The sequence below is a fragment of the Massilia sp. BKSP1R2A-1 genome, assembly GCF_050586525.1.
Classification (GTDB): Bacteria; Pseudomonadota; Gammaproteobacteria; order Burkholderiales; family Burkholderiaceae_D; genus Telluria.
On the sequence record NZ_JBOBRE010000008.1, the window covers coordinates 65,356 to 82,459 of the forward strand.

General features: G+C 67.5%; 10 protein-coding genes. 2 read left to right on the forward strand and 8 right to left on the reverse strand.

Annotated features, from left to right (window positions below):
- Window positions 1–45: 45 nt before the first annotated feature.
- Window positions 46–4,092, forward strand: coding sequence for an ATP-dependent RNA helicase HrpA (gene hrpA, locus ACQ7JA_RS13850; RefSeq protein WP_430898617.1), 4,047 nt, complete (start codon window positions 46–48; stop codon window positions 4,090–4,092).
- 160 nt (window positions 4,093–4,252) lie between these two features.
- Here hrpA and ACQ7JA_RS13855 read toward each other — a convergent pair whose 3' ends face one another.
- From ACQ7JA_RS13855 to ACQ7JA_RS13890, 8 genes are all read right to left on the reverse strand, one after another.
- Window positions 4,253–4,915, reverse strand: a complete 663-nt coding sequence (locus tag ACQ7JA_RS13855) for a PRC-barrel domain-containing protein (protein ID WP_430898619.1) — start codon at window positions 4,913–4,915, stop codon at window positions 4,253–4,255.
- 360 nt (window positions 4,916–5,275) lie between these two features.
- Window positions 5,276–6,304: an SDR family oxidoreductase gene (locus ACQ7JA_RS13860; RefSeq protein WP_430898621.1), complete on the reverse strand. Its 1,029-nt coding sequence runs from the start codon at window positions 6,302–6,304 to the stop codon at window positions 5,276–5,278.
- A gap of 83 nt (window positions 6,305–6,387) precedes the next feature.
- Entirely contained in the window at window positions 6,388–8,103 is a 1,716-nt protein-coding gene (locus ACQ7JA_RS13865; RefSeq protein WP_430898623.1) for an MFS transporter, read from the reverse strand.
- A 37-nt stretch (window positions 8,104–8,140) separates the two neighbouring features.
- Entirely contained in the window at window positions 8,141–9,229 is a 1,089-nt protein-coding gene (locus ACQ7JA_RS13870; RefSeq protein WP_430898625.1) for an N-acetylglucosamine-6-phosphate deacetylase, read from the reverse strand.
- A complete protein-coding gene (locus tag ACQ7JA_RS13875; protein ID WP_430898627.1) occupies window positions 9,230–9,997 on the reverse strand; it encodes a DeoR family transcriptional regulator in 768 nt (255 codons plus the stop codon).
- Between the two features lie 35 nt (window positions 9,998–10,032).
- On the reverse strand, window positions 10,033–11,355 hold the full coding sequence (locus ACQ7JA_RS13880; protein ID WP_430898629.1) for a D-tagatose-bisphosphate aldolase, class II, non-catalytic subunit: 1,323 nt from the start codon (window positions 11,353–11,355) through the stop codon (window positions 10,033–10,035).
- Between the two features lie 12 nt (window positions 11,356–11,367).
- Window positions 11,368–12,306 (reverse strand): ROK family protein, encoded by a 939-nt coding sequence (locus tag ACQ7JA_RS13885; RefSeq protein WP_430898631.1) that lies wholly within the window; start codon window positions 12,304–12,306, stop codon window positions 11,368–11,370.
- Window positions 12,293–13,429, reverse strand: a complete 1,137-nt coding sequence (locus tag ACQ7JA_RS13890) for an SIS domain-containing protein (RefSeq protein ID WP_430898633.1) — start codon at window positions 13,427–13,429, stop codon at window positions 12,293–12,295. Before ACQ7JA_RS13890 ends, ACQ7JA_RS13885 begins: the two co-directional genes overlap by 14 nt.
- A 323-nt stretch (window positions 13,430–13,752) precedes the next feature.
- On the opposite strand from ACQ7JA_RS13890, the gene ACQ7JA_RS13895 reads away from it, so the two are divergent.
- Entirely contained in the window at window positions 13,753–17,061 is a 3,309-nt protein-coding gene (locus ACQ7JA_RS13895) for a TIM-barrel domain-containing protein (RefSeq protein WP_430898635.1), read from the forward strand.
- Window positions 17,062–17,104 lie beyond the last annotated feature (43 nt).

A 17,104-nucleotide genomic window follows, 5' to 3' on the forward strand; every position in this document is an offset into this window, starting at 1 on the left:
ATAATTCGCTGCGCGATGTGCGCACCAAATACCTTGTAAAAATCAATGTCTGAACAGAGTAACAAGCCTTCGCCGCACACGGCGCGCGCCGCTTCCACCAATCCTTCCGCACCTGAGCAGCGCAAGCCGCGCCAGGAGGGAGAGGCGCGCGGCGCGCGTACGCCGCGCGGCGAACCGCGTACTGCGGAGGTCCGGACCCCGCCCTTCCGGAATCCGCTCCCGCCCATCACCTTCCCCGAAGACCTGCCGGTATCAAGCCGGCGCGCCGAGATCGCGAAGGCGATTGCGGAAAACCAGGTCGTCATCGTCTCGGGCGAAACGGGTTCGGGTAAAACCACGCAGCTGCCGAAGATCTGCCTGGAGCTGGGCCGCGGACAGGCGGGCCTGATCGGCCACACCCAGCCGCGCCGTATCGCAGCGTCGAGCACCGCCAAGCGCATCGCCCAGGAACTCGGCTCGCCGCTGGGCGAGCACGTGGGCTTCAAGGTGCGCTTCAACGACACCCTGCAAAAGGGCGCCTCGGTCAAGCTGATGACCGACGGTATCCTGCTGGCCGAAACCCAGACCGACCCACTGCTGCGCGGCTACGACACCATCATCATCGACGAGGCGCACGAACGCAGCCTGAACATCGACTTCCTGCTCGGCTACCTGAAGCAGCTGCTGCCGCGCCGTCCGGACCTGAAGGTCATCATCACCTCGGCGACCATCGATGCTGAACGGTTTTCGCGTCACTTCGGCACGGCAGAGAAACCAGCCCCGGTGATCGAGGTCTCGGGCCGCCTGTACAAGGTCGAGGTGCGCTACCGCCCGGTGGACAAGGATCCGGTCACGATCCAGCCGAAGCCGGGCGAAGCTGCGCCGAAGGCGCAGGTCGCGCGCGACAAGCGCGACCTGATGGACGCGGTGGTCGACGCCGTCGATGAGCTGTGCCGCATCGGCTCGGGCGACGTGCTGGTCTTCCTGCCGGGCGAACGCGAGATCCGCGACGCGGCCGAGGCGCTGCGCAAGCACCATCCGCCGCACGTCGACATCCTGCCCCTGTTCGCGCGCCTGTCGGTGGAAGAACAGGACCGCGTCTTCAAGACCACGAATGCGCGCCGCATCGTGCTGGCGACCAACGTCGCCGAGACCTCGCTGACGGTGCCGGGCATCCGCTACGTGGTCGACACGGGCCTCGCGCGTGTGAAGCGCTACAGCTTCCGCAACAAGGTCGAGCAGCTGCAGATCGAGCCGGTGGCGCAGTCCTCGGCCAACCAGCGCGCCGGCCGTTGCGGCCGCGTGGCCGACGGCGTCTGCATCCGTCTCTTCGAGGAAGACGATTTCAACAAGCGTCCGAAATTCGCGGACCCGGAGATCCTGCGTTCCTCGCTGGCCTCGGTCATCCTGCGCATGAAGTCGCTGCACCTGACCGACGTCGAGACCTTCCCCTTCATCGAGCCGCCGCAGGGCCGCGCGATCGCCGACGGCTACCAGCTGCTGCAGGAAGTCGGCGCGGTCGACGACAGCAACGCGCTCACGCCCCTTGGCAAGAAGCTCGCCAAGCTGCCGCTCGACCCGCGCGTGGGCCGCATGATCCTGGCCGCGGTCGACAACGACTGCCTGACCGAGATGCTGGTCGTGGCATCGGCCCTGTCGACGCAGGATCCGCGCGACCGGCCGATCGAGTACCAGCAGCAGGCCGACGAGAAGCACAAGAAGTTCGCGGACGAGAAATCGGAATTCCTCAGCTACCTCAAGATCTGGGCCTGGTTCGACGACGCGATTGCCCACAAGAAGAGCAACCGCCAGCTGCAGGAAAACTGCCGCGCCAACTTCCTGTCGCAGCTGCGCCTGCGCGAGTGGCGCGACGTCCATTCGCAGCTGCTGACCGTGGCGCGCGAGCAGGGCTGGCGCCTGAATTCCGCTCCGGCGACCTACGACCAGCTGCACATGGCGCTGCTCACCGGCCTGCTCGGCAATATCGGCTTCAAGGCCGAGGACGAGCCGGTCTTCCTGGGCGCCCGCGGCATCAAGTTCCACATCTGGCCGGGTTCCTACCTGGCCAAGAAGCCGGGACGCTGGGTGATGGCGGCCGAGCTGGTCGAGACCACGCGCCTGTACGCGCGCACCATCGCGCAGATCCAGCCCGAATGGGTGGAAAAGATCGGCGGGCACCTCTTGAGAAAATCCTGGGGCGAGCCGCGCTGGGAGAAACGCCAGGCGCAAGTCACGGCGCTGGAGCGCGCGACCCTGTACGGCATCGTTGTCTACAGCAACCGCCGCATCAACTACAGCCTGCACAACCCGGTCGAGGCGCGCGAGATCCTGATCCGCGACGCGCTGGTCGCCGGCGACTACGAGACCCGCTTGCCCTTCTTCGCGCACAACCACAAGCTGGTGCGCGAGATCGAGAACCTCGAACATAAATCGCGGCGCCTGGACGTGCTGGTGGACGAGCAGCTGATCGCGGCCTTCTACGACAAGGAGATCCCGCACACGGTCGTCAACGGCGCGGGTTTCGAGAAGTGGTACAAGGACGCCTCGCGCGACAATCCGAAGCTGCTGTTCCTGAACCGCGAAGAGCTGATGCGCCACGAGGCGGCCGGCGTCACCACGGAACTGTTCCCGAAGACGATGAACGTCACCGGGATCGAGATGGGACTCACTTACCACTTCGAGCCGGGCAGCCCGCGCGATGGCGTGACCCTCGCCGTGCCGCTGTTCGCACTGAACCAGATTCCGCAAGAGCGCGCGGGCTGGCTGGTGCCGGGCATGCTGAAGGAGAAGGTGCACCTGCTGCTGAAATCCCTGCCGCAGAAGCTGCGCCGCCACTGCGTGCCGCTGCCGGACTACGCGGCGAAGTTCTTCGAGCGCCACCAGGACCCGCTGCGCTTCGCGCGCGGCGACCTGATCGACGCCCTGATTGCCGACATCCACATGCACACCAGCGCGCGCGTGCTCACGACCGACTTCAAGCTCGAGACCCTGCCGGCCCACCTGTTCATGAACTTCAAGGTGATCGACGAACACGGACGCCAGCTCGACATGGGCCGCAACCTGGCGACGCTGCAGGCGGAGCTGGGCGGACAGGCGCGCCAGAGCTTCCAGAAGATGGCGGAAGCGACGCCGGCGGCCGCGCCGGCGAAGCTGCAGGCTGCCGCGCCGGCGGCGCCTTCCGCACCCGCCAGGGGCAAGGGCAATGCGCCGGTCACGAAGCCAGCTGCGCAAGCCGCAGCCCCCGCGCCCGCGGCTGGCGCGATCCAGCACACGGGCCTCACCACCTGGAGCTTCGGCGAGCTGCCGGAGCTGCTGGAGATCACCCAGGGCAAGCTGACCCTGATCGGCTTCCCGGCCCTGGTCGACAAGGGCACGCACTGCGACCTGGAAGTGTTCGACGACCCGAACGTGGCGGCGCGCACCCACCGCATCGGCCTGCGCCGCCTGTTCGCGCTGCAGCTGAAGGACCAGCTCAAGTTCGCGGAGAAGAACATCCCGGGCCTGCAGGGCATGGGCATGCAGTTCATGAGCGTGGGCACGCAGGAAGACCTGCGCGACCAGATCATCGCCAAGGCGATCGACATCGCCTGCCTGCAGGATCCGCTGCCGATCAACTCCGGTGAGTTCAACAAGCGCAAGGACGAGGGAAAGGGGCGCATCGGCCTGCTGATCAACGAGATCGCGCGCCTGGTGGGTTCCATCCTGTCCGAATTCCACGGCATGCCGAAGCGCATCCAGAGCCTGCCGCCGGCGGTGCAGTCGGACATCCAGTCGCAGCTGCAGGGCCTGATCCACAAGCGTTTCATCGCGGACAACGAGTACAGCCAGTTGTCGCACTTCCCGCGCTACCTGAAGGCGATCAACGTGCGTCTCGAGAAGCTGCGCGGCAATCCTTCGCGCGATGCGCAGCTGATGGCGGAATGGCAGAGCGCGGCCAGCCAGTTCCAGCGCACGCTGAAGAACCAGGCGGGCAAGAACAACGATCCACGCATGACGGAATTCCGGTGGATGCTGGAAGAACTGCGCGTGTCGCTGTTCGCGCAGGAGCTGAGGACGCCGATGCCGGTGTCGGCAAAGCGCCTGCAGAAAGTGTGGGAATCGATGATCCGCTGATCGCGGTTTTCGTAGGGTGGGCGGTCTCCGCCCACGCGTTCAAACTACGCCGGCATTACGATTGGTAAATGAATCACGAGAGAGCCGACGATTAAACACGTTGCGTGTTCAATCATCGGACAGTTGGACGCGTGGGCGGACGACCGCCCACCCTAGGAGATCAGCCGATATTGCTGCCGCGGATACGGCTCAGGTCCTTGTCGTCACCTTCATGTCCGGGCCGCGGGTCAGGGCTGCCGCTGACACCATAGGAATCGCCATGCAGCGTGCCGCCGCCTGCGCCAGTGCCGAGGCTGGTGCCGGCGCCGCTGCTGCTGCCTGCCGAGCCCGCTCCCATGCTCGAACCGACGGCGCCGCCCATCGCCGAGCCACTGCCCGCGCCGCTGAAGGTGGAACCCGGCCCCATGGTCGGCGCCCCGGAACGGGAGGGGTCGGTGCCGTAGAAGGAGTGGATGCCGCCGGCCCAGCTCACGTCGCTCATGTCGGGCCAGGCGTCCTTGTCGAAGCCGGGGGCGTGCTTGAGGCGTTCCTTCTCGACATTGAGCACCATCCGCTTGTTGGCGGTGTCGAGGTGCAGCGCCTGCCACGGCACGGCAAAGAGTTTTTCGCCGATGCCGAGGAAGCCGCCGAAGGCCAGCACGGCGTAGGCTACCTGGCCGGTCTGCATGTCCAGCATGATTTCCCTGATGTCGCCGAGGTCTTCCTCGGCGGCGTTGACGACGCTGTCGCCGATCAGGGTGTCGGCGCCCATCAGCGCCGGGCCAGGCCCGGTGCTGCGCGTATTCCGGTACATCCCGTATTTGTCACGATCTGCGTAGCTCATATCATCTCTCCCTGTTGGGTTGGCTGTGCGAGGCAGCGGGCATACCCGTCAAGGGTAGGGCCCGGCCCTGCTTTGCGGATGATATGACTCAATTGTGTGTGGGCGCGCGCGGCAGGCCTGGCGCTATGCGAACTAGCGCACAGAAGAGTTATTGAAACGTGGTTATTGTGCCAAGTAATGTTTCGGAGAGAAAAGAAATGACTGTCACTTCGCGCTGCAATGTCGCTGGTCCGCTTGGCAAACTCATCCCGACCCGCTCGCTGAATTCCCTGTTCGCCCGCCTGAGCTGGTTCAGCCGCCGCTGAACCGGGGCGCCGCGCGCGGGCTGGCCCCGGCCCGCGCGCGCCAGTCTCGGGACCTTTATTGACCATTGCCACCGGATACGCCGTAGACGTGTCCGGTGGTAAAGCTCGATTCGTCCGCCGCCAGGGTGACGTATGCCAGGGCCAGTTCGGCTGGCTGGCCCGGTCGCTTCATCGGCGTATCGCCGCCAAACTTCTTCAGGTTTTCCTGGGTCTGCCCGCCCGACACCTGCAGGGGCGTCCACACCGGCCCCGGCGCCACCGCATTCACCCGGATGCCTTTCGGCGCCAGCTGCTTGGCCAGCGACTTCGTCAGCGCCACTTCCGCCGCCTTCGTCATCGAATAGTCCACCAGGTTTTCCGAGGGATCGAAGGCTTGTTGCGAGGCCGTGTTGATGATGCAGCTGCCCGCCTTCAGGTGCGGCAGCGCCGCCTTCGTGATCCAGAACATCGCATACACATTGGTCTTGAAGGTCCAGTCGAAGTCCGCCGTCGAGATGTCGAGGATCGAATCGACGGACTTCTGGCGCGAGGCATTGTTGACCAGCAGGTCCAGCCCGCCCAGCTGGCGCACGGCTTCGTCGACCAGCTTGCGGCAGAAGGCTTCGTCGCGGATGTCGCCCGGGATCGCCACCGCCTTGCGGCCGGCCTGGCGGATCAGCTCCACGACCTCCCTGGCGTCCGCTTCCTCCGCCGGCAGATAGTTGATGGCCACGTCCGCGCCTTCGCGCGCAAAGGCGATCACCGCGGCGCGGCCGATCCCCGAATCGCCGCCCGTCACCAGGGCCTTGCGTCCCGCCAGGCGTCCGCTGCCGCGGTAGGTGGTTTCGCCGTGGTCCGGGCGCGGCGTCATCTTGCTGGCCAGGCCCGGCCAGGGTTGCGACTGGTTGGGGAAGGGCGGGGCCGGATAGCGCTTGGCCGCCTCGCGGGCGCGGCCCGGCGGCGGCTGGTTGGCCATGTCGGCGCCTGCCTGCTGCGCCGTCGCCGGCGCGACCGCGGCGGAGGCCGCGATACCGGTGGCGACGGTGCTGACGAAGCGCCGGCGCGAGGGTGCGACGGCGTCGGGTTTGTTCTTGTCCGAATCCATGCTGGCTCCTGGAGATCAAGGGGACCAGCGATGGTAGACCTTATCGAACAGGCATGGAGCCAGCTAGCTCGGCAGAAAGAAACTCATGTCGCCTGGGGCTTGCCTGCACCGGTAAAGTGCAGCTCGATCTCTTCCAGGGTCTTGCCCTTGGTCTCGGGCAGCAGGAAGGCCGCCGTCAGGAAGTAGAGCACCGAGAAGCCGCCGCCGACGAAGAATACGGTCGAGTAGCCATAGAAGCCGACGGTGGGCAGGAACATGGCCGCAATCAGGGTCGAGACGAACTGGTTGATGAGGAGCGCAATGCTCATGCCGTTGGAGCGGATCCGGGTCGGCATCAGCTCCGACAGGGCCAGCCACACGCACACCCCCGGTCCCACCGCGAAGCCGGCCACGAAGAGGCAGATCGCCAGCGCCACCTGCCAGCCGTGCGCTTCGGCCGGCACCGTGCCGAGCCAGGCGCGCTCGATGACGAGGGGCGCCGTGCGTCCCTCTGCCGGGTCGGCGAAGGGATTCAGGCGCCAGCGGCGCAGGGTGGCGCCGATCACGCTGTCCTCATGGATGGCGTCCTCGCGCCTGAGCAGGACGGTGGGCAGCAGGGGATCGTCGCTGCGCAGGGACTTCACATTGGTGAAGGGGCCGTAGGCATAGGCGACCGTCAGCTGCTGCGGTGCGCTGCCGCGCGCGCCGAGCCTGGCCAGCAGGTCTTCGTCCAGGCGCAGCGCCAGGCTGTCGTCGCGCACCTGGGCCTCGATCAGCGGACGCACATCGACTTGCGTGCTTTCGGCGCCGCGGAACAGCAGGCCGGCCGACACCAGCGCCACGACGATCGCGCCGCTGCTCAGCTTCAAGAGGAACTTGCGGCCCTTGCGGTCGACCAGCACCACCGCCACGACGGTCATTACGGCGTTGAGCACCTTGAGGGCCACGTCGGCCGTGTTGGCGGTGGCGCCGGGCAGGCCGGCCTGGTTCAGGATGGTGACGACATAGGCCAGCACCGAGTTGATGCCGGTGGCCTGGGTCAGGGCCAGCACCAGGCAGGCCAGCAGGAAGGGCAGTACGTAGCGGCGGCTGGCCAGCGAATCGCGCACCAAGACCGGCGCATCGACGGCCTTCGCTTTCGCGCCGCTGCGCAGGGCCAGCCAGCGCGGCGATTCCTTCAAGGCCAGGCTGCCGACGGTGAACACCACGCCCGGCGCGAGGCAGAGCCAGAAGATGGTGCGCCAGGCATGGTCCTGGGCCGCGAACACCATCGCGCTGCGCTGCGCGGGTTCGAGCGAAGCGGCAGCCTGGGTCACCGCATCGACCTCCCGGGCCTGGGACAGGCCGATGACGGCGGCGCCCACCAGGCCGATGGTCAGCATCAGCTGGAACAGGGCCGCGCCCCTTCCGCGCCCGTCCGCCGGCAGCGACTCGGCCAGGTAGAGCGGCACCACGACGCCGATCAGGCCACCGCTGATGCCCTGCAGCAGGCGGCCGAGCAGCAGCGGAACGTAACCGTCGGACAGGGCGATCATCGGAATGCTGATGGTGAAGAGGGCTCCCGCAAGCACCATGCACCAGCGCCGCCCGACCAGGTCGGCGAGGGCCCCGGCGAACAGCGAGGACAGCACGGAACCGAGCAGCACGGCCGCCACGATGAAGGAGAGCTGCTGGGTGCTCAGCTTCCAGGCCAGGGTGGCGGTCGACTCCAGGTAGGGCAGGGCGCCGGCGATGATGCCGACGTCGATCCCGTACAGCAGGCCGCCCATGCCGGCAATGAACAGCAGATAGCGCCGCGCGCGCTCTGGCGTAGTAGTCATGTTGTCTCCGTTTGTTGTGCTTGTGGTGCGGTACTTCTTATTGTGCGAGCGCGATCGCTTCGCCTTCGACATACACCGCCGTGGGCCGCAGTGCTTCGTCCAGCACCACGATGTCGGCCCAGGCGCCGGGCATGAGCCGCCCGCGTTCGGGTTCGCCCAGGTAGTCGGCCGGATACAGGGACAGGCGCCGCGAAGCGTCGGCCAGGTCGAGACCCAGCTCGACGAAGTTGCGCAGGGCCTGGTCCATGGTCAGCACGCTGCCCGCCAGCGAACCGGTCGCCAAACGCACGCAGGCGCCGCACTTGAACACGCGCTGGGTGCCGAGCGCATATTCGCCGTCCGGCATGCCGGTCGCCGAGGTGGCGTCGGTGACGCCGTAGAGGCGCGGAATGGCGCGCAGGGCGGTGCGCAGGGCGCCGGGGGCCACGTGCTGCAGGTCGGGAATGATTTCCGCGTACTCGGCATTGGCCAGTGCGGCGCCCACCATGCCGGGATCGCGGTTCAGCAGGCCGCTCATGCCGTTGAACAGGTGGGTGAAGCCGCTAGCACCGGCCCGCAGCGCGGCCACGCCGTCCTCGTAGGTGCCGGCGCTGTGGCCGATCTGGACGCGGATGCCGAGCGCCGCCAACTGCGGGATCAGGAGAAGATTGTTGTCGACTTCCGGCGCCATGGTCAGCACGCGGATCGGCGCGATGGCGTGCAGGCTGCGCACCAGGTCCAGGCGCGCGGGGACCACGTCGGGTGGCTGGGCGCCCAGGCGCTGCAGGTTGAGAAACGGCCCTTCGAGGTGCACGCCCAGCATGCGCGCGGCGCCGATCGGGCGCTGCGCGATCACGCCGGCCATGCCCTCCAGGGCGCGGCGGATATGGTCTTCCTTCGCGGTCAGCGTGGTGCCGAGCAGGGAGGTGGTGCCGTGGCGCGCATGGGTACGGGCCACGACTGCGCCGGCGTCTCCCCCTTCCATGATATCGGTGCCGGCCGCGCCGTGCACGTGCAGGTCGACGAAGCCGGGGAGGATGGTGTGCCCGCTTGCGGCAGGGCCTTCGATGATCCGGTGGATGCGTTCGCTGAAATCGATACTGCCTGTGATCCAGCCGGAGGGAGTCAGGATTCTGCCGCTGAGCATTTAGTCCGCTATGAGTAATTCGATGCCCAGCTTCTGCAGGCCTTCTCGGTACTCCTGGCTGATGCTGGCATCGGTGATGACGGTATCGACCTGTCCGGCCTGCACGATGCGGTGCAGGCTGACCCGGCCGAACTTGGAGGCGTCGGTGAGCACGATGATCTTCTTCGCGCGTTCGACCATCTTGTGGTTCAGGCTCGCCTCGGCCTCGTGATGGGTGGTGACCCCGAATTGCAGGTCGAAGCCGTCCACGCCGAGGAACAGCTTGTCGAAGTTATAGGCCTGCAGCGTCGCCTCGGCCTGGCTGCCCTGGATCGACAGCGACTGCTTGCGCAACAGGCCCCCGGTCAGGATCAGCTCCACGCCGGGCGTGTCGGCCAGCTCCCAGGCGATGTTCAGGCCATTGGTCATGACCGTCACGCCGTTCGCCTCGCGCAGGTGGCGCGCGAGGGAGATCGTGGTGGTGCCCGAGTCGATGATGATGTTGTCGCCGTCCTGCACCAGGGTGGCGGCCAGGGCGCCGATGCGGTCCTTCTGCTCCTGGTTGATCGCATCCTTCTGGCGGATCGACTGTTCCGGCGGCGGGGTGCGGGTGAGCGTCGCGCCGCCGTGGCTGCGTGAGGCCAGGCCCTGCGATTCCAGCGCACTGAGGTCGTTGCGGATGGTGACCGCCGAGACGCCGAACTCCTGCACCAGGTCGGTCACCTGGACCGATCCCTTGCGGGTCAGGTGCTGGAGGATGGCTTCGCGGCGTTGGGTCGTGTTTCGCATGGTGGCAGCTCGGTTGGCGTTCAAAAACGCCGAGCTTAACAGATCGGGGCAGGCGTGTTGACCGCTGCCGCGTTGTGGTTGCAGGCGCGCGCATACTGGGCCAGCACCCGGCCGACCTTGTGCTCGAGCAGGGCGCGCGGCTTCGCGGCGAGCTGGCCCTGCAGCACTTCCAGGTATTGCTCGTGCAGGTGCTGGCTCAGGAGCGGCAGCGGGATTTCGATCGCATCGAGGTTGGCGCACAGCGCCTCCACGGCAGCCGCCACCGGCGCCTCGTTCCAGTAGTAGCGGCAGCGGTCCGACAGGCCGTAGCGCCGCATCAGGCGCTGTTCCTCGCTGCTGCCCGGGTAGTGCTTGCGCCAGTGTTCGGGCTTGGCCAGCATGACTTCGTCCAGTACTTCCATCAGGCGCGAGGCGCGTTCCGGCGGCAGCAGCTCGTCCTCGATCTGGCACAGGGCCAGCAGGCCTTCGCGCAGGGCGAAGGTGGCGGCCGGGCCGACCTTCAGGATGGCGAAGTGGTCGCGCACCATCTCGTGCAGGCTTGATTCGCGCTGGTAGTCGGTGGAATGGGCCTCGAACACCAGGCCGGGCTGGCCGGCCACGAAGGCCGACAGCTTGGCCGCCTCGGCGGCGTCGTAGTGCTGGATGTGGCTGGCGTCGAAGTCCACGCCGGGCTGCACCACCATCGCGATCACGCGGCGCCAGGCGCCATGCAGGCCGGCGTCGAGGAAGGCGCGGCAATGCACTTCCAGCGTGCGCGCGGCGGCCTGCGGCGAGGTCGGCGCGCCGGCGTCCGCAAGGGCCGATTCGCCTCCGGGCACCGGTACTTCGGTGCCGATGACATAGACCGGCGGCGGATGGCCGGCTTGTGCGGCCGCCGCCTCCGCGATCGCCGCCAGGCGCGCCGAACGCGCCGCCACGGTTTCATCAGTGAGCGTGCCCGGATCGTCCGCGCAGCGCATGCTGCAGTCGAGGTGGATCTTGTGGAAACCCGCGGCGGCATAGGCGGCGATCAGCACCTCGGCGTTCGCCATCGCTTCCACGGCCGGGCGTGCCTGCCAGGCATTGGGGCCGAGATGGTCGCCCCCCAGCACCAGGCGTTCGAGGGGGAAACCGCGCTCGTGCGCCAGCAGGTTGACGTAGCTGCGGAACTGTTCCGGGTTCATGCCCGTGTAGCCGCCGAACTGGTCGACCTGGTTCGAGGTCGCTTCGACCAGCAGCAGGGTATCGTAGCGCTGCGCCACCTGCATGGCGGCCGTGAGCACCATCGGATGGCTGCAGCAGACGCTGTACAGGCCGACCGGCTCGCCGCGGCGGTGGGCCTTCACGCGTTGCTGGATGGGGGAGTGGTCCTGGTTCATGTGCGCTCGCGTTCAGTTCGAAGGAAGGTGCTGGCGCGCCAGCAGGGCCGCGCCGCGCGCGCCGCCGGCGTCGCCGAAGCGCGGCGGCAGGATCGGCGGCACCTGCGCGCCCGGGAAGAGGTGGCGGCGCACCGCGCCAGGCAGGTGCTGGTAGAGATGCGGCAGCTGGGACAGGCCGCCGCCCAGCACGATCGCGTGCGGATCGAGCCCCAGCACCAGGTTTGACAACGCATGGGCCAGCAGGTCGAGGTGGGTGGCCAGGGCCGCCTGCGCCAGCGCGTCGCCGGCATTGGCGCGCGCCGCGATGACCATGGGTTCTGCGCCATCGCCGCCGAGGTGGCGGTGCAGCATGCTCATGCCGGGGCCGGACACGTAGCGCTCGAAGCAGCCCTGGCGCCCGCAGGCGCAGGGAATCACGCTCAAGCCATACCGGGCCAGCAGGTGGGCGGGCACGGACCAGTGGCCCCATTCGCCGGCCACGCCGTTGAAGCCGCGCTGCAGCAGGCCGCCCGCGCAATAGCCGCCGCCGGCGCCGGTGCCGAGAATGGCGCCGAACATGGTGGGCAGGCCATCGGCCGCGCCTCCCTGCGCCTCGGACAGGGCGAAGCACTGGCAGTCGTTGCCGATCGCAACCGGCCGGCCGAGCGCTTCTTCGAGCGCGGGCGCCACCAGGCGGCCGTTCAGGGCCGGCACGTTGGAGCTGAGCTGGCGTCCGGTCTGGGCATCGGCGACACCGGGCAGGCCGATGCCGACCGGCGCCTTGCTGCCCAACGCGTCGTCCGCGCGCTTCACCAGGCCGGCAACGGCCTGCACGAAGGCGAGGAAGTCATGACCGGGCGTGGCGACGCGCTCGCGGAAGACTTCGGCGAAGGCCGCATCGAAGGCGACCAGCTCGATCTTGCTGCCGCCGATGTCGATGCCGTGGTAGCCGCGCGGTTCAGTGTTCGTCATGGCGGTAGATGGTGACGCCCTTGACGACGCGGTTGACCGTGCCGCTGGCGAATGGATTGTCGGGACGCAGCTGCATGGCAGCCGACTGGTGCAGGGCGACCTGCTGGGCGACCAGCAGCCACAGGGGCGCCAGCCAGGCGTCGGGCCAGTCCGGCGCGTCGATGCCGATGTCGCCGTTCACGCCGATGGTGAGCACGCGGCCGGCCACGCCGTCGCGGCGCAGTTCTTCCACCAGGTCGGCCTCGTAGCGTTGCGACAGCGCCTTGCTGCTGCCGTAGACGAAGACCAGGGCGTCGCTAGTGAGCACCGACTTGGGGCCGTGGCGGAAGCCCAGCGGGGTGTTGGCGATGGCCGGCACGCGTCCGGCCGTCAGTTCCAGCAGCTTCAGGGCGCTTTCCTTGGCCAGGCCTTCGAGCGGACCGCTGCCGAGGTAGACCACGCGTCCGGCCTCGACGGCGGCCAGATTTGCCACCGGCGCTTCCCAGGACTGCATGGCTTGCTGCGCCAGGCCGGCCAGGGTGTCGATGCGATCGGGCGGCACGGCCTTGCCCAGCACCGCCAGCGCGGCCAGCAGCATGCAGGTGAAGCTGCTGGTCATGGCGAAGCCGCGGTCGCAGCTCGCGGCCGGCATCATGAGATTGAAGGCATCCGGATCGCCGGCGCTTTCGCGCGCCAGCTGGCCCTCGGGGTTGCAGGTGATGTTCAGCAGGCGCGCGCCGGGCACCAGGTCGCGCACCAGGTGGACGGCGGCCAGGCTCTCCGGGCTGTCGCCGCTGCGTGCGAAGGAAACCAGTAAAGTGGGCGCGCCGGCTTCCAGGTAGAGCTCGGGGTGGGTGAGCAGGGTGGTGGTAGCGATCGCGCGGACCTGGGCCGGCCAGGCGGCATTGAGTTCGTCGGCGATGATCTCGCCGACATAGGCCGAGCTGCCGGCGCCGGTCAGGATCACCCGCTGCAGCGGATTGGCCAGGCTGTCGCCCAGGAAGGCGGCGACTGCTTCCCGCCCATCCTTCAGGCTCGCGGCCAGTTCGCGCCAGAGGGCGGGCTGGTGTGCGATCTCCTCGGCGGTATGCAGGCCACCGATGTCGCGCCACGCTTGTTGGCTTCGCTGCAGGAGAGTAGTCATCGAAAGATATCTAAAGAGTTTTCAGTGCCGTTAATCTTAAATAGAAAGTTTGCGAAAGTCAAATACGAAAGATATCGAAAGTTATATGCACGTGGGTGGCGCGTGCACAGGGCGTCCCATGCAGGTGTCTGTGTGTTTTTCGCATCAGCTTTCGACCTTTTCGAAAGCTGTCTGCGCAATAATTCTGTGAAACGAAAGATTTAAAGCATGGTTAGCGCATTATTTCGAACTTTTTTGTATTTTTTCTTTCCTTTTTGTTGACCTGCTTTGTTTTTGTTCATACATTATCTTCATCAAAACGCAACACGAACCAAAAGACCGTCATGAAATACACGTCCCGTCTGCGCCCTTCGTTCACTGTACCCGCGCTGGTGCTGGCCCTGCCGGCCCTGGCCTTCGCGGCGCCGCTCGGCAAGCTGCGCACGGTCAGCCCCGGGAATGCCGACGGCCCGTCCTGGGACCTGGTCTCGGAGTCCGGCGCCAAGGTGCGGGTAAGCCTGCCGCGCGCGGACGTGCTGCACATCCAGGCCGGCCGCAAGGCGCTGAGCGGCCCGGGCGACAAGGCGGCGCCGATCGTGGTGGCGCGGCCTGCCGCGGACGTGCCGCATGAATTCAAGGAAGAGAACGGCCAGCTGGTGCTGCGCACCGCCGCGCTGACCCTGCGCGTCGATCGCGCTCCGCTGCGCTTCACTCTCTACCGCACGGGCGAAGCCCAGCCGCTGTGGCGCGAACTGCAGCCGCTCGACCTGGAAGACAAGCAGAACGTGCAGGTATTCTCCAGCAGCAAGGACGAGCGCTTCTATGGCGGCGGCCAGCAGAACGGGCGCTTCAAGTTCAAGGGCCGCGAGCTGCCGGTTTCCTATTCGGGCGGCTGGGAAGAGGGCGACCGCCCGAACCCGGCGCCTTTCCTCATGAGCTCACGCGGCTGGGGCATGCTGCGCAATACCTGGGCCGACGGGAACTACGACCTGCGCGAGGACGAACAGCTCACCTTGCAGCATGCGGAAGGCCGCTTCGACGCCTACTACTTCGTCGGCAACTCCATGCGCGAGGTGCTGGCCCGCTATACGGAATGGACCGGCCGCGCGCGCCTGGTCCCCCGCTGGGCGCTGGAATACGGCGACGCCGACTGCTACAACGACGGCGACAATGTCAAGAAGCCGGGTACGGCGCCGAAGGGCTGGACCGACGGCCCCACCGGCAAGACCCCGGACGTCGTCGAGAGCGTGGCGCGCCAGTATCGCGAGCACGATATGCCGGGCGGCTGGATCCTGCCCAACGACGGCTACGGCTGCGGCTACACGGCCCTGCCCGAGACGGTGCAAGGCCTGGCGAAACACGGCTTCCGCACCGGCCTGTGGACCGAGAATGGCGTCGACAAGATCGCCTGGGAAGTCGGCCAGGCCGGCAGCCGCGCCCAGAAGCTCGACGTGGCCTGGACCGGCAAGGGCTACCAGTTCTCGCTCGACGCCAACAAGGCCGCCTACGACGGCATCCTGAACAACTCCGATAGCCGTCCCTTCATCTGGACCGTGATGGGCTGGGCCGGCACCCAGCGCTACGCGGTGGCCTGGACCGGCGACCAGAGCGCCAGCTGGGACTACATCCGCTGGCACGTGCCGACCCTGATCGGCTCGGGCCTGTCGGGCCAGGCCTATGCCACCGGCGACGTCGACGCCATCTTCGGCGGCAGCCCCGAAACCTATACCCGCGACCTGCAGTGGAAGAGTTTTACCCCGGTGCTGATGGGGATGTCGGGCTGGTCGGCCAGTGCGCGCAAGCACCCGTGGTGGTTCGACGAGCCTTACCGCAGCATCAACCGGCGCTACCTGAAGCTCAAGATGCGCCTCACGCCTTATATGTACACGCTGGCGCAGGAGGCCGAGCAAAGCGGCGCGCCGCTGGTGCGCGGCCTGATGTGGGATTACCCGAACGACCCGGCCGCGCTCGGCGAGACGCATAAATACCAGTTCCTGCTCGGGCGCGACCTGCTGGTTGCCCCGGTCTACCGCAGCCAGGCCGTCAGCCAGGGCTGGCGCAAGGGCATCCACCTGCCGCAGGGCCGCTGGTTGGACTACTGGGATGGCCGGCTGGTAGAAGCGGGCGAGCAGGGACGCGACATCGACCTGCAGGTCACGCTGGACAAGCTCCCGGTGTTCGTGCGCGGCGGCGCCATCATCCCGATGTATCCCGAGATGCTCTACGACGGCCACAAGCCGAAAGACCGCCTGACCCTCGACCTCTATCCGGAGGGCGACTCGGAATACGTGCTGTACGAGGACGACGGCAACACCCGCAAATACCAGGCCGGCGCCTCCAGCCGCCAGAAGTTCACCATGCGCGAGGCCGCCGGCCGCGTGGATGTCGCCATCCATCCGGTCGAAGGCAGCTATGACGGCCAGGAAGCGCGCCGCGGCTACAGCCTGCGCCTGCCGAGCCGCCGGCAGCCGGGCGGCGTGACGTTTGGCTCGGCGGCATTGAAGCAGGCCGCCAGCCGCGCCGAATTCGATGCGATGGACGCCGGCTGGTTCTTCGACGCCGCCGAACGCCTCGGCACCGTGCACGTGAAAGCGCCGAGCCAGGACATCCGCCAGCCGCTCGCCTTCACGCTGCAGGGCATTGCCCGCCCGTCAAGCGAAGACGCCTTCCCGGCCGCACCGAAACCGGGCCGCGCGCTGCCGCCGGACGCAATGATCGTCGTGAACCGTCCTGCCGAAGAAGGGGGCCATCCGCTGGAGAACGCCTTCGACGGCAAGCCTGAGACCTGGTTCCGCACCGTGCGCAGCCAGGCCGTCAAGAGCGGCGCCCACGAGTGGACCATCGGCTTCACCGAGCGCCGCCTGGTGGACGGCATCGAGATCGCGCCGAGGAACGACAAGAACTGGAAGCACGGCCAGGTGCGCGACTACGAGATCTACATCGCCGACAGCAATGGCGAGTGGGGCGTGCCGGTGCAGCGCGGCACCCTGAAGCTGCAGGAAACCGCGCAGGCGATCGCCTTCCCGGCCACCGCCGGCCGCCTGCTGCGCTTCCGCGTGCTGAGCACCCAGAACCCGGACGGCAGCGGCGCGTCCAGTATCGACCCGATGGTCACCGCGGCGGGCGGCAGCGCCCCGGCCCGCGCTTTCGACGCCGCCGCGCCGCTCGAGGTGTCGCCGGTCACGCTGTCCGAATTCCGCGTGCTCGAACACCAGCTGCCGGAAGGCCGCGAGTTGCGCAAGTACGTCAGCGAACTGCCTTTGCCGAAGTCCTTCGGGCGCGACAAGCCCGCCGGCAAGGCGCCGGAGATGCGCATGAACGGCCTGCGCTTCAACAAGGGCGTCGGTGTCGGCCCCAACAGCCGCCTCGATCTCGAGTTGAAAGGCAACTGGAACCTGCTGCGCGCCGACCTCGGCGTCGACGACAGCTGCCGGACGGCGGGCAGCATGCGCTTCCAGGTCTGGAGCGGCGAGCGCCTGCTGTACGACAGCGGCATCGTCAAGGCGCCGGCAGTCGTGAAGCCCGAGATCGACGTGCGTGGACTGCGCCAGCTCAGCCTGCGCACCCTGGGCGACAAGGCTTCCCGAACGTGCGGCAACTGGGCCAACGCCGCCTTGACCGGCACGGAAGGCGCGACGCTCAAGCTGCGCTAAGCCACCTCACACACTTGCACTCAAAGAGCCCCTCCACGGACGG

Coding starts and splice junctions, on each gene's coding strand:
- hrpA (WP_430898617.1), top strand. CDS start 46: ATGTCTGAACAGAGTAACAAGCCTTCGCCGCACACGGCGCGCGCCGCT.
- ACQ7JA_RS13855 (WP_430898619.1), bottom strand. CDS start 4,915: ATGAGCTACGCAGATCGTGACAAATACGGGATGTACCGGAATACGCGC.
- ACQ7JA_RS13860 (WP_430898621.1), bottom strand. CDS start 6,304: ATGGATTCGGACAAGAACAAACCCGACGCCGTCGCACCCTCGCGCCGG.
- ACQ7JA_RS13865 (WP_430898623.1), bottom strand. CDS start 8,103: ATGACTACTACGCCAGAGCGCGCGCGGCGCTATCTGCTGTTCATTGCC.
- ACQ7JA_RS13870 (WP_430898625.1), bottom strand. CDS start 9,229: ATGCTCAGCGGCAGAATCCTGACTCCCTCCGGCTGGATCACAGGCAGT.
- ACQ7JA_RS13875 (WP_430898627.1), bottom strand. CDS start 9,997: ATGCGAAACACGACCCAACGCCGCGAAGCCATCCTCCAGCACCTGACC.
- ACQ7JA_RS13880 (WP_430898629.1), bottom strand. CDS start 11,355: ATGAACCAGGACCACTCCCCCATCCAGCAACGCGTGAAGGCCCACCGC.
- ACQ7JA_RS13885 (WP_430898631.1), bottom strand. CDS start 12,306: ATGACGAACACTGAACCGCGCGGCTACCACGGCATCGACATCGGCGGC.
- ACQ7JA_RS13890 (WP_430898633.1), bottom strand. CDS start 13,429: ATGACTACTCTCCTGCAGCGAAGCCAACAAGCGTGGCGCGACATCGGT.
- ACQ7JA_RS13895 (WP_430898635.1), top strand. CDS start 13,753: ATGAAATACACGTCCCGTCTGCGCCCTTCGTTCACTGTACCCGCGCTG.